The sequence below is a fragment of the Arthrobacter sp. SDTb3-6 genome, from assembly GCF_013376095.1.
Taxonomy (GTDB): Bacteria; Actinomycetota; Actinomycetes; order Actinomycetales; family Micrococcaceae; genus Specibacter.
Window position 1 is genome coordinate 16,303 of record NZ_JAAMFN010000034.1, and the last position, 13,070, is coordinate 29,372.

Below are 13,070 nucleotides of genomic sequence, written 5' to 3' on the forward strand. Positions count from 1 at the left end.
CTAAGACTTTACCGCCGTTACGGTTGGGTCAAAGACCGTGCCGCGCCGGGTTCAGGATTCAGGGCCGGGCAGTCGGCGACGGCGGCGCGGTCCAGCCTGCGCCGGCGGGAAACCCGGAAGAGGTGGATGCCCACCAGCGCGGCGCCGCCGGCCGCCAGCAGGGCAACGAGGGCAACCGGGGAGCCTGCCGCGGCGGCAAGGGCGGCGTCGAAGGCGGCCAGGCCGACAGTGGCGTAGATGGCCGCCCACGCCATGGCGCCCACCACGGTGGCGGGGATGTATCGGCGCAGGGGCATGCGCCCGACCCCGGCTGCGAGGTTGGCGGCCGTTTGGAAGCCGATGGTCAAAAAGCTGGCGCTGACGGCGGGTGCGCCCCACCGGGCGATGGCCTTTTCAGCCCGGGCCACGGAGGGAGAATCAAGGTAGCGTTGCAGCCTGGTCCGGCGGCCCCCGGCGGCGATGCCGCGCCCGGCCCAGTACGTGGCGTTGGAACGGAGCATCACGATGACGAACAACACCAGGTAGGCCCACATGAACGGCAGGGAGCCAATGGTGTCCATCATGCGTGTTCCACCCCCACCAAGCCAGGAAATCGGCCCGGCCCATGTTCGGGACCAGGCGCCACGCCATCAGGATACCCGGGCAAACGTTGGTTCCCCCAATCCACGGGGTCCCTTCGCATCCGGCCAGGGGAAGGACCCCCACAGGGCCGGGGCCCGCCTTTCCGCGAGGCCCACCGGGCAGGCAGACGGGAACAGCGGACGGGGCGCGCCACGGGTCTTCCTGTGGAGGGCAGGCCGGGTTCCGCCGCCTGTAAGCCGGGTTGTCCGCCCTGTTTGGAACGGGCCCCGCGGCGTAGCATACGAAGGACACCGACCGTTTCGCCCAGACCGGAGGCCCCTGATGCAGGAAACCACGCGGGAGACGACGTGTTGCATTGTGGGTGGGGGACCGGCGGGCGTGATGCTGGGGCTGCTGCTGGCCCGGGCAGGGGTGGACGTCACCGTCCTGGAGAAGCACGCCGATTTCTTCCGGGACTTCCGCGGCGACACCATCCATTCCTCCACCCTCGACTTGATCGACGGGCTCGGGCTGCGTGCCATGTTTTTGCGGATTCCCCAAACCAGCATCACCACGCTGGACATCGTGGTGGGCGGCACGCGCCTGACGCTGGTCGACTTCAGGACCCTGCGGGGGCCGAACAGGCGGATTGCGCTGATGCCCCAATGGGACTTTCTGGACCTCCTGGCCCAGGAGGCCCGGACCCTGCCCAACTTCAAGCTGCTCATGGAAACCACGGCCACCGGGCTGCTCCACGACGCCCCGGGTGCCGCCGTCACCGGCGTCCTGGCACAGGGCCCGGGCGGGCCGTTGCGGATCAACGCGACCCTGACCGTGGCAGCCGACGGGCGCGACTCCCTGGCCCGCAGGGCCGCTGGCCTGCAGCCGGAGGGGCTGGGCGTTCCCATCGACGTGTTGTGGTTCCGGCTCCCCACTCCCCCGTCGCCGCCGCCGGACACGCTGGGGTACCTGCGCAACGGCACCCTGCTCATCACCATCCCGCGCACGGACTATTACCAAATGGGCATGTTGATCCCCAAGGGCGGCTTTGAAGCGATCCGGGCCCAGGGGCTGGCGGCCTTCCGCCGGCAGGTCCGCACGAGTGCCCCGTTCCTTTCCCAGGCGGTGGAATCGCTCCACGACTGGGAGGACGTCAAGCTGCTGTCCGTGCAATTGGACCGTCTCAGGCAATGGTCGGCCCCCGGGCTGCTGTGCATCGGCGACGCCGCCCATGCCATGAGCCCGGTCTTCGGCGTGGGTGTCAACTACGCCGTTCAGGACGCCGTTGCTGCCGCCCGGCTGCTGGCCCCGCCCCTGCTGGCGGGCCGGGCCGTGGACCAGGCCATGCGGCAGTTCCAGGGCCGGCGGGAGTGGCCGGTGCGCCTGATGCAGCCGTTGCAGCAGCAGGTCCACAAGGCCATCTCCGGTGCGGCGTCGGCCAAACATGGGGAGATGGCGCCCTGGCAGGCGCGCCTGGCAACGCTCGGCTCAAAGGCCGCCCGCCCGGTCGTGGCCAGGCTGGTGGGTCGCGGCTTCCTGCCCGAGCGGCTGCCCGGTCCTGCGGCCGCGAAAAGTTCCCCAGTGAGTTAGTGCACATTAACCGGTTTCGGGCATTACCATCAAACCATGACCAACGACGTTCAAGCCTCATACACCTCCGGAACCTCCACCATCCCGTTGCTGGGCGACACGATCGGGGCCAACCTTGCCCGCACCGCCGCCCGCTTTCCGGACCGTGAGGCCCTCGTGGACGTGCCGTCCAGCCGCCGCTGGAGCTACGCCCGGCTGGACCACGACGTCGATGCCCTGGCCCGGGGGCTCCTTGCCGCCGGGGTGGCCAAGGGCGACCGTGTGGGCATCTGGGCGCCCAACGTGCCCGAGTGGGTGCTCATCCAGTACGCCACGGCCAAGATTGGCGCCATCCTGGTCAACGTCAACCCGTCCTACCGCCAGCACGAGCTGAAGTACGCCGTGCGGCAGTCCGGGATGCGCATGATCGTGGCGCTGCCGGAATTCCGCAGTTCCGACTATGCGGCCATGATCGACGCCATCCGGCCCGAGTGCCCCGAACTGACGGAGACGGTCTACATTGGCACCGCCTCCTGGGATGCGCTGGTGGCGGGCGGGGAAGTGGTGCCGGCGGACGCCGTCGAACGTGCCATGGCTGGCCTGGGCACCGACGAACCCATCAACATCCAATACACTTCCGGCACCACGGGCTCGCCCAAGGGGGCCACCCTCAGCCACCACAACATCCTGAACAACGGCTACTTCGTCACCGAAACCATCAAGTTCACGCAGGAGGACCGGCTGTGCGTGCCGGTGCCGTTCTACCACTGCTTCGGCATGGTCATGTGCAACCTTGGCGCCACCTCGCACGGGGCGGCGATCGTCATTCCGGCGGCCTCCTTCGACGCGGCCGCAACGCTGCGGGCGGTCCAGGACGAGCGCTGCACCACGCTGTACGGCGTGCCCACCATGTTCATTGCCGAGCAAAATTTGCCCGACTTTGCCTCCTACGACCTCTCCAGCCTGCGCACGGGCATCATGGCCGGCTCGCCCTGCCCCGTGGAGGTCATGAAGCGCTGCATGACGGACATGCACATGGAACAGGTCTCCATCGCCTACGGCATGACGGAGACCTCGCCGGTGTCGATGCAGACCCAGACGGACGACGACGTCGCCCACCGCACCGAGACCGTGGGCCGGGTACACCCGCACCTGGAAGTGAAGATCGTGGATCCGGCGACCGGGCTGACCGTCCCGCGCGGGGAGGCCGGCGAATTTTGCACGCGCGGCTACTCGGTCATGCTGGGCTACTGGAACGATCCTGGGAAGACCGCCGCCACCATCGACCCGGCCCGGTGGATGCACACGGGAGACCTCGCCGTCATGTACGACGACGGCTACGTCAACATTGTGGGCCGGATCAAGGACATGGTGATCAGGGGCGGGGAAAACCTGTACCCGCGCGAGATTGAGGAGTTCCTGTATTCGCACCCGGACATCGCCGACGTCCAGGTGATCGGCGTCCCGGATGAAAAGTACGGCGAGGAGCTGTGCGCCTGGCTGCTGATGAAACCCGGCGCCGCTCCCCTGGATGCGGCCGGCGTGGCCGCCTTCTGCGAGGGGCACCTGTCCCGCCACAAGGTGCCGCGCTATGTGCTGGTGGTGGACGAATTCCCCATGACCGTCACCGGCAAGGTGCGCAAGATGGACATGCGGCAACGGAGTGTTGAACTGCTGGGACTCGGCTAGGATCCCAGACGGCTGCGAAGCCCGGGCCAGGCCCTGCCGAACCCCGGGTGCAGCGGCCGCCGGGCAACATCGTCAAACGAAACCCATTCCAGGGCCAGGCTTTCGGGGTCGCTGATGACCGGCTCAAACGGGACCACCGCGGCCACGGCCACCGTGGTGTAGCGCCAATAGCCGACGTCGTACACGGAGGTGAACAGCAGCTCCACGTTTTCCCGGGGCACGCCGGCTTCCTCCCAGGCTTCGCGCAATGCGCCGTCCACGGCGGCCTCGCCTTCGTGGAGGGCGCCGCCGGGCAGGCCCCACGTGCCGCCGTGGTGCGACCAGACCGCCCGGTGCTGCAGCAGGACGCCGCGTCCGGCGTCGGACACCAGGAGGCCGGCGGAACCAAAGCGGCCCCAGAACTTCCCCTGGTCCCCCTCCACCCAGGCGTCGCCGGGGTCCCGGGGCCCGCTGAGGTGGCCGGGACGCACCACAGCCGCGGCGTCCCGGACGAACCGGGCTGCCGCGGCTGACCAGCCGGGCTGTGGCGGCTCAGGCGTGGACAAGGGCTAGAAGTCCCAGTCGTCGTCTTCGGTGTTGACGGCCTTGCCAATCACGTACGACGAGCCGGAGCCGGAGAAGAAGTCGTGGTTCTCGTCCGCGTTCGGGGACAGGGCCGAGAGGATGGCCGGGTTCACGTCGGTGACGGCGGAGGGGAACATGGCCTCGTAGCCCAGGTTCATCAGGGCCTTGTTGGCGTTGTAGTGCAGGAACTTCTTGACGTCTTCGGCCAGGCCCACGGAGTCGTAGAGGTCGTGCGTGTACTGGACCTCGTTTTCGTACAGCTCGTACATGAGCTCGAAGGTGTAGTCCTTCAGCTCGGCCCTGCGCTCCTCGGAAAGCCCCTCCAGGCCCTTCTGGTACTTGTAGCCGATGTAGTAGCCGTGCACTGCCTCGTCGCGGATGATCAGGCGGATCAGGTCGGCGGTGTTTGTCAGCTTGGCGCGTGAGGACCAGTACATGGGCAGGTAGAAGCCCGAGTAGAACAGGAAGGATTCCAGCAGCGTGGAGGCAATCTTGCGCTTGAGCGGGTCGTCGCCGTAGTAGTACGACTCAATGATCTGCGCCTTCTTCTGCAGGTTCACGTTTTCCACCGACCAGCGGAACGCCTCGTCGATTTCCTTCGTGGAGCACAGCGTGGAGAAGATCGAGGAGTAGCTCTTGGCGTGCACCGACTCCATGAATGCGATGTTCGTGTAGACGGCCTCCTCGTGCGGGGTGATGGCATCCGGGATGAGCGAGACGGCGCCTACGGTGCCCTGCAGCGTGTCCAGCAGGGTCAGGCCCGTGAACACGCGCATGGTCAGCAGCTGCTCGTCCGGGGTCAGCGTGGCCCAGGACTGGATGTCGTTGGACAGCGGCACCTTTTCGGGCAGCCAGAAGTTGTTCACGAGGCGGTTCCAGACTTCCACGTCCTTCTCGTCCTCGATGCGGTTCCAGTTGATGGCCTTCACATGGCTCGCCAACTTCAGCTTCTCCGGTGTCATCGCTCTTCTCTCTCCACTAAATCTTGGGGCCCGGGGGCCTAATCAATCTTAAGCCAAAGGCACGACGGCGGGAGGCGCCCGCCGTCGTGCTCTTCAGTTTTGCTGTTTCAAGCCAGGATCCATCCGATGGCTAGGCACAACGGTTGCTACAGCATGCAGGAAACGCAGCCTTCCACCTCCGTCCCTTCCAGCGCGAGCTGGCGGAGACGGATGTAGTAGATGGTCTTGATGCCCTTGCGCCAGGCGTAGATCTGGGCCTTGTTGATGTCGCGCGTGGTGGCGGTGTCCTTGAAGAACAGCGTCAGGGACAGGCCCTGGTCAACGTGCTGGGTGGCGGCCGCGTACGTGTCGATGATCTTCTCGTAGCCGATCTCGTACGCGTCCTGGTAGTAATCCAGGTTGTCGTTGGTCAGGTACGGGGCCGGGTAGTACACCCGGCCCAGCTTGCCTTCCTTGCGGATTTCGATCTTCGACGCCACCGGGTGGATGGAGGACGTGGAGTTGTTGATGTAGCTGATGGAACCCGTGGGCGGGACGGCCTGCAGGTTCTGGTTGTAGATGCCGTGCTCCATGACGGACGCCTTCAGCTCACGCCAGTCATCCTGGGTGGGGATGTGGATGCCTTCGAACAATCCTGCGACCTTGGCGGTCTGGGGAATCCATTCCTGCTCGGTGTACTTCTCAAAGAACTCGCCGGAGGCGTACTTGGACTTTTCAAAGCCAGCGAAGGTCGAGCCGGTCTCCTTCGCGATCAGGTTCGAGGCCCGGATCGCGTGGTAGAGCACGGAGTAGAAGTAGATGTTGGTGAAGTCCAGGCCCTCTTCGGAGCCGTAGTGGACCCGCTCGCGGGCCAGGTAGCCGTGCAGGTTCATCTGCCCCAGCCCGATGGCGTGCGACTGGTCATTGCCCTTCGCGATGGAGGGGACGGAAGCAATGTGGGACATGTCGGAGACGGCGGTCAGCGTGCGGATGGCCGTTTCGATGGTGCTGCCAAAGTCCGGGGAATCCATCGTCTTGGCGATGTTCAGCGAGCCCAGATTGCAGGAAATGTCCTTGCCGGTCTCGTCATAGGAAAGGTCGTCGTGGTAGCTGGTGGGCGCGGAAACCTGGAGGATTTCCGAGCACAGGTTGCTCATGATGATCTTGCCGTCGATCGGGTTGGCCCGGTTGACGGTGTCTTCAAACATGATGTACGGGTAGCCGGACTCGAACTGGATCTCGGCGAGGGTCTGGAAGAACTCGCGGGCCTTGATCTTGGTCTTCTTGATGCGGGCGTCGTCCACCATCTCGTAGTACTTCTCGGTGACCGAGATGTCGGAGAACGGCACGCCGTAGACCCTTTCGACGTCGTACGGGGAGAACAGGTACATGTCCTCGTCGCGCTTGGCCAGCTCGAAGGTGATGTCCGGAACCACGACGCCCAGCGAGAGGGTCTTGATGCGCACCTTCTCGTCGGCGTTCTCGCGCTTGGTGTCCAGGAAGCGGTTGATGTCCGGGTGGTGGGCGTGCAGATACACGGCCCCGGCACCCTGGCGGGCACCGAGCTGGTTGGCGTAGGAGAAGCTGTCCTCAAGGAGCTTCATGACGGGGATCACGCCCGAGGACTGGTTCTCGATTTGCTTGATGGGGGCGCCCACCTCGCGGATGTTGGTCAGGGCGAAGGCCACGCCGCCGCCGCGCTTGGACAGCTGCAGGGCCGAGTTGATGGAGCGCCCGATGGACTCCATGTTGTCCTCGATGCGCAGCAGGAAGCAGGAGACCAATTCGCCACGCTGCTTCTTGCCGGCGTTCAGGAATGTCGGCGTGGCGGGCTGGAAGCGGCCCTCGATGATTTCGTCCACCATCTTGACGGCCAGCTGCTCGTTTCCGCGGGCCAGGTGCAGGGCCACCATGCAGACGCGGTCCTCGTAGCGCTCCAGGAACCGGTTGCCGTCAAACGTCTTCAAGGTGTAGGACGTGTAGAACTTGAACGCACCCAGGAACGTCTCGAAGCGGAACTTTTTCTTGTAGGCGTGGTTGTAGAGGTCGCGGATGAAGTTCATCGTGTACTGGTCAAGCGTTTCGCGCTCGTAGTATTCGTTCTTGACCAGGTAGTCCAGTTTCTCTTCCAGATCGTGGAAGAACACCGTGTTGTTGTTCACGTGCTGCAGGAAGTACTGGCGGGCGGCGGCGCGGTCGGCGTCGAACTGGATCTTGCCCTCGGAGTTGTACAGGTTGAGCATGGCGTTCAGCTCGTGGTAACCGAGTCCTTCCCATGCTGCCGGCATGTCCTTGTTCGACTTCACGGCTGCGTCTGCTGCTGAGACAATCGTGTCCAAAATTCTTCCAATCCTTCGTGAACGCGGTCCACGTCATCCGACGTGCCCATCAATTCAAAACGGTAGAGATGCGGTACTTGGCATTTGACCGAGATGATGTCCCCGGCCAGACAGTAGGTTTCACCAAAATTTGTGTTGCCGGCGCCGATGACGCCGCGGATCAGTGCCCGGTTGCCGGGTACGTTGAGAAACTTGATGACTTGCTTGGGGACGGCTCCGTGCCCTGAATCCCCGCCGTAGGTGGGCAGGACCAGGACGTATGGCGCATGCGCCACCAGGGTGTCCTCGCGGGTGTGGATCGGCAGGCGCGCCGCCTCCATGTTGAGTTTGCCAACAAAGCGGTGCGTGTTGGCGGAAATTGACGAAAAGTAGATCAGGCTGCTGCCGGTATGCCTTCCGGTTTCCCGGCTCGCAGCTGGTGTTGCTGCAACGGCTGACATGGTCATCGCTTCCTGGTGTGTTTCCTTGCTGTTGTGGGGCCGACCATTCGACGGTCAGCCCCACCCTTGTGCCCATGCGGCACATGAAATTTTGTGGTCCGGGAGGCACCTGGCCCGCCGGAACTCAAGCTACGTTCGACGCTTCGCTCCCACCGGCCTGGGCGATGGCGGCGATCTTGTCCGGACGGAAGCCGGACCAGTGGTCGGCATCCGTAATCACGACGGGCGCCTGCTGGTAGCCCAGGCTGAGCAGGCGTTCCAGCGCCGCGGGATCCTCAGTGATGTCCACGCTTTGGTACGTGATGCCCTTTTTGTCCAGTGCACGGTAGGTGGCGTTGCACTGAACACAGGCGGGTTTGGTGTAAACCGTGACGGTCATGATCGAGGTCCCCTTGTCATAAAAAACGGTGTGGAATTGGCATTCGCGTCCCGCGTACGGCGCGCCCGCTGTCGGAGGGGCCTGACAGCTGTTGCCCTTGGCCTCGCCAGCGTTCCGGATGACTTTCCGAACTGCTTGAATTGCTGTACTCGATACTACATGTAGTGCACGCTCCCGGGAACGACCCCAAGATGATGTATTACAAGTATGTCATTTTATGCACCGGTAGTCCACAGGCCCGGCGGATTAAAAGCGCAGGATTCCAACGTTTAAGGTCCCTCTGTCCACAGGCTGTGGAGTAGTTGAGCACTTAAATCCAGGCGGCGTGTCGTGCGGGTCCGGCGTGTCGTGCCGCAAGGTGTGCGGGACGGTGTGGACCGGGGCACGGCGCACATATGCTTGCAGGACCGGCCGGCCCAGCGAAGACGTCGCTGCGCGAAATCACCGGGCGCCCTGCGCGGTGCGGGAAGGGACATGGAGTGATCAACCCGATCCACCTGAAGACGCTGCTGGAGGTGGTCCGCCGCGGTTCCTTTGCCGCAGCCGCCACCGTGCTGGGGTACACGGCGTCCGCCGTCTCCCAGCAGATGTCGGCCCTGGAGCGCGACGCCGGCGTGTCCCTCTTCCAGCGCACCGCCCGCAGTGTCACCCCGACGGAAGCCGCGCTGGTGATGAGCCGGCACGCCGCCAAGGTCCTGACCGACATCGATGCCCTGCTGGCCGCCAGTGCCCGCACGGAGCAGGGAACCAGCCAGGAACTGCGGCTGGGCATTTTTCCGTCGCTGGCAACATATGTGCTCCCCCGCCTGCTGCGCAGCCCCGACTGGCCCGGCCTGGGCATCAATCTCCACGTTTCGGTGGGCGAGCCGCAGCAAACCATCTCCGGGCTGCGCAGCGGCGGCGAACTGGACGTCGCACTCGTCTACCAGGTGGGCCAGTCCGGGCTGGCGTGGCCGCACACGATCAACCGGCAGTGGGTGGGCGACGACAATTTCCGCGTCGTGCTGCCCAAGTCCTGGGGCATCCGACCCGGCGCCAGCGTGGAAGCGGGACAACTTTCAGACATGCCCTGGATCATGCACCACCCGGGCACCTCCGACGCGACGGTGATCGAGCGGCTTTTTGCCAGCTGCAACCTGCATCCGCGCGTGGCGGCCTACAGCGACGACTTCAATGCCAGCCTGCAGCTGGCCTCCGTTGGCCTGGGCGCGGCCCTGGTCCCGGAATTGGCGCTGACCCGCCGGCCGGATGACGTGGTGGTGCTCGACGTCCCGGAAATCCGCCTGGCGCGCAATATATTCGCCCTGCTGATCAATGACGGGCACACGCCGCGGACCGAGGTGTTCATGGACAAAATATCCGGCATCCTCGGCGAACTGACACGCACCAGCTCGCTGGACACTCCCGCATAGGCACACGTTCCATGCTGGATCGACGCCGTGCCGCAGCCGGCATGCTACCTGGCGCGCAGTCGTCTCTTCGCAGGGGCCACGAGGCGCGTGATGACCTGCCGCTTCAAGGCACCATAGGGTGGATAGACCAGGGCGAGGGTGTCCGGCGACAGCGGCTTGTCCAGCACAGGCTTCCGGTGGGAGAAGGTGTGCACTGAATGTTGTCCGTGATAATTGCCCATGCCGCTGGCCCCCACCCCGCCAAAGGGCAGTCCTGGAACTGAAAGGTGGGCCACGGGCACGCCGAAGTTCAGCGCGCCGGATGACGTCCGTTGCGTAAAGGCCGCCCGCACGCCGGTGTCTGAACTGAAGACGTACAACGACAGCGGCTTGTCGCGGACGTTGATGAAGTTGATGGCGTCCTGCGCCGACTCCACGGTGACCAGTGGCAGGACGGGCCCGAAGATCTCCTCCTTCATGAGTGCGGCGCCGGATCCCACATGGACCACGGTCGGCTCGATGTACCGGGTGGCTGCCTCATGGCGTCCGCCAATCACCAGCCGGGAACCTTCCCCGTGCCTCAGGTCCTGTTCCAGCATCCCGGCTACACGGGCGAAGGCGGCGTCGGTGGCCATGCGTCCATAGGCAGGGCTGTGGGCAGGATCATCCCCGTGCTGGGCCAGGATGGCCTTGCCAAGCTCCCTGGCCAGCCGGGCCAGGGCACCGGGCGTGCCCAGGACGTAGTCCGGCGCCACGCACGTCTGGCCCGCGTTCATGAACTTCCCCCACGCAATTCGTGCAGCTGCAGCCTTCATGTCAACGGTGTCGTCAATGTACACCGGGGACTTGCCGCCCAGTTCCAGGGTCACCGGGGTCAGGTGCCTGGCCGCGGCCTCCATGACAATCCGTCCCGCCCGCCCGTTTCCGGTGTAAAAAATATGGTCGAACCGTTCCGCCAACAGCTCCGTGGTTTCCGGCACCCCGCCTTCCACCACGGTGACGGCACCGGAGAGGTACTCAGGGACCCACCGCGCCAGGGCGGCGGAACAGGCGGGCGCCATTTCGCTCGGCTTGGCCACCACCGTGTTACCGGCTGCGAGCGCACCGATAACGGGGGCCAGGAGCAGCTGGATGGGGTAGTTCCACGGTGCAATGACCAGCACAACGCCCAAAGGTTCGAGCACGGTGTGGGCCTTGGCCGGCTGGAGTGCCGGCGGGACCTCCACCCTTTGCGGCGCGAGCCACCGTTGCAGATGCTTGGCGGTGTGGGAGATTTCGGCGGTGAGGAAGCCAATCTCTGTCAGCCAGGCCTCGGCTGGATGCTTGCCGAGGTCGGCTGCGAGCGCGGAGCTGAAGTCGTCCCGATGGTCCAGGAGCATTTGGTTCATTGCCTTGAGCCGGTCCAGCCGCCAGGCCAGGGGTTTGCTTGCCCCCGTGGCGAACAGTGACCGCGCGGCAGTGACGGCGTCGCGGATGCTCCCTGGGCGGGATGCCTGTGTGCTCATGGTCTCAATGTACCCGTGCTACGGCCCTTGAGCTGGTGGATCGGAGGCGGTGGAGGCTGCACTCCCCGGGGGCCTGCCACGACGGACCGTTCCCGGCAGCACCGGCTTGGCCGAGCTGTAGCTGTGGCCGGTGGGCGTCCGCGTGACGGTAACGGGCCGCCCGTCGGCCCCGGTGGCGGCCTCGCTGCTCCATCCGGGCACTTCCTTGGCCAGGTTGCAGCGTTGGCACAGTCCCTGGCCGTTGGAAACGGTGGTGGAGCCTCCCGCCATGAACGACTTGATGTGGTCGTAGTCCCTGATGGGCGCGCCACACCACGGGTTGGCGCAGAACTGGTCCTGGTCGAACAGGAACCGCTTCATGACCTCGGGGAACAGCCTGCTCCGGGAATCCATGGACATGAGGCTGCCGGATTCCGGATGCGTGTAAAGCCGTCGCAACCATACCTGTGCCTGGCCCGCCGTGTTGGTGACCATTGCCCTCGCGGCGGCCGCGGGAACGGGGCTGAAGCCGGTGAGGATCGCGGGGTCGTCCGCGCCGTCGAACAAGGCCCTGTCCGTCATGATCAGGTCGAGGTGGATTTCGGCCTCCCCTGCCGTGAGGCATCCGCTGTCCCCTGCTGCCCGTGGTTTCTTCTCCGGTGCGCCCTCTGCGCCCTGACAGGGAAGGTGCTGCCGCAGCCGGTGTGTGAGCACGTCCGCCATGAGCTGCCCCTGGGTGCGCTTGTCCCCGGCATTGCGGGCCGAGTCCGCCACGGCTTTCAGTGCCTTCAGGACTGCCACCCCCTGCTTGAGCGGCAGGAAGGCCTTCAACGCGGCCATGCCGTCCGCCTCCGGCTTCAGGCTGACATGGCGTTCCGACTCCGCCTTGTGCAGGCGCTTGGTGAAAGCGTTGCAGTCAAACTCGTACGCCATCTGCTTGACGGCGGCATCCAGTTCCCTGTCCCCCATGGATTCGAGCGTCGCCGCGTCACCGGCAATGGCCTCGTCCACGGCGTGCCGCTGGTCCGGGGTGAGAAATTCGGTGCCCGCTTCAATGATGGCAGCCCTGCGCTCTGTTAGAACGCCGTTCGAACATGCTTCGAGCGTCCGGGGCATTTCCCGCACAATCCGGGTGGCCGAGGCGACATGCCTGCCGGCTGTCCATTGGGACTCCCTGCGGGCCAGTGCCACGGCCAACACGGTCCCCCTGCCCAAGGCACTCCCCCTGATCCCCAGCTGCGCCTGCCGGGTCGCTTCGATGACCCCGAACAAGACCTCGGCCTTCGCCTGGGCCCCGGCTGCCGCGTTCTTGACGTTTTCCAGCTCCCGGATGGCATCTATCAAGGCTGCACCTGCGGCGCCGACGGCGTCCCGCACCTGCCCGTCCACGGCAATCGGGTCCCCGGGGCGGGCCTGGGCTGCCAGCTGCACCGCATCCGCGAACTGATGGTCCGTCAGCTCCAGCAGCGGTGCGCCGAGCCCCTCCGCCACGGCCGCGGTGAAGTGGCGGGCATGTTCCACCAGGGCGGCCGCCGAACCGGGCAGGGACCACGCGTCCGCCTCTTGTGCTGCACCGGCGGCACCGACCGGGGAAACACCGGCTCCCCCGCCGTCCCAGCCCGCTTCTTCCAGCCACCCAGGCACCTCCACGCCGCACACCTCCTTGGTTCCCTGCGGTTCACGAACCACCCGCCATCCAACATTGCCGCACGC

At 65.4% G+C, this 13,070-nt stretch carries 11 protein-coding genes; 3 read left to right on the plus strand and 8 right to left on the minus strand.

The window, feature by feature from the left end; all coding sequences use genetic code 11:
* Window positions 1–17: 17 nt before the first annotated feature.
* A complete protein-coding gene (locus tag G6035_RS15200) occupies window positions 18–563 on the minus strand; it encodes a DedA family protein (protein ID WP_256128031.1) in 546 nt (181 codons plus the stop codon).
* A gap of 340 nt (window positions 564–903) precedes the next feature.
* On the opposite strand from G6035_RS15200, the gene G6035_RS15205 reads away from it, so the two are divergent.
* Together G6035_RS15205 and G6035_RS15210 are read left to right on the plus strand one after the other, a co-directional pair.
* Complete coding sequence (locus G6035_RS15205; protein ID WP_176617947.1) at window positions 904–2,151, plus strand: FAD-dependent oxidoreductase; 1,248 nt, start codon at window positions 904–906, stop codon at window positions 2,149–2,151.
* 36 nt (window positions 2,152–2,187) lie between these two features.
* Complete coding sequence (locus tag G6035_RS15210) at window positions 2,188–3,819, plus strand: AMP-binding protein (RefSeq protein ID WP_176617948.1); 1,632 nt, start codon at window positions 2,188–2,190, stop codon at window positions 3,817–3,819.
* On the opposite strand, the gene G6035_RS15215 is transcribed toward G6035_RS15210, so the two are convergent.
* From G6035_RS15215 to nrdH, 5 genes are all read right to left on the minus strand, one after another.
* Complete coding sequence (locus tag G6035_RS15215; RefSeq protein ID WP_218063272.1) at window positions 3,816–4,364, minus strand: NUDIX domain-containing protein; 549 nt, start codon at window positions 4,362–4,364, stop codon at window positions 3,816–3,818. The genes G6035_RS15210 and G6035_RS15215 overlap by 4 nt on opposite strands.
* Before the next feature lie 3 nt (window positions 4,365–4,367).
* Window positions 4,368–5,345, minus strand: a complete 978-nt coding sequence (nrdF, locus tag G6035_RS15220) for a class 1b ribonucleoside-diphosphate reductase subunit beta (RefSeq protein ID WP_176617949.1) — start codon at window positions 5,343–5,345, stop codon at window positions 4,368–4,370.
* A 146-nt stretch (window positions 5,346–5,491) separates the two neighbouring features.
* Window positions 5,492–7,612 carry a class 1b ribonucleoside-diphosphate reductase subunit alpha gene (gene nrdE / locus G6035_RS15225; RefSeq protein ID WP_176617971.1) on the minus strand — a complete coding sequence of 707 codons (2,121 nt, stop codon included), beginning with the start codon at window positions 7,610–7,612 and terminating at the stop codon, window positions 5,492–5,494.
* A 14-nt stretch (window positions 7,613–7,626) separates the two neighbouring features.
* A complete protein-coding gene (nrdI, locus tag G6035_RS15230) occupies window positions 7,627–8,103 on the minus strand; it encodes a class Ib ribonucleoside-diphosphate reductase assembly flavoprotein NrdI (RefSeq protein WP_176617950.1) in 477 nt (158 codons plus the stop codon).
* Between the two features lie 124 nt (window positions 8,104–8,227).
* Window positions 8,228–8,482: a glutaredoxin-like protein NrdH gene (gene nrdH, locus G6035_RS15235; protein WP_176617951.1), complete on the minus strand. Its 255-nt coding sequence runs from the start codon at window positions 8,480–8,482 to the stop codon at window positions 8,228–8,230.
* Window positions 8,483–8,961: 479 nt separating this feature from the next.
* Here nrdH and G6035_RS15240 point away from each other — a divergent pair, with 479 nt between their 5' ends.
* On the plus strand, window positions 8,962–9,894 hold the full coding sequence (locus G6035_RS15240; protein WP_176617952.1) for a LysR family transcriptional regulator: 933 nt from the start codon (window positions 8,962–8,964) through the stop codon (window positions 9,892–9,894).
* 44 nt (window positions 9,895–9,938) lie between these two features.
* Here G6035_RS15240 and G6035_RS15245 read toward each other — a convergent pair whose 3' ends face one another.
* Window positions 9,939–11,378 carry an aldehyde dehydrogenase family protein gene (locus G6035_RS15245; protein WP_176617953.1) on the minus strand — a complete coding sequence of 480 codons (1,440 nt, stop codon included), beginning with the start codon at window positions 11,376–11,378 and terminating at the stop codon, window positions 9,939–9,941.
* Window positions 11,379–11,396: 18 nt separating this feature from the next.
* Window positions 11,397–13,046: an HNH endonuclease signature motif containing protein gene (locus G6035_RS20670; RefSeq protein WP_176617954.1), complete on the minus strand. Its 1,650-nt coding sequence runs from the start codon at window positions 13,044–13,046 to the stop codon at window positions 11,397–11,399.
* Between the last annotated feature and the right edge of the window lie 24 nt (window positions 13,047–13,070).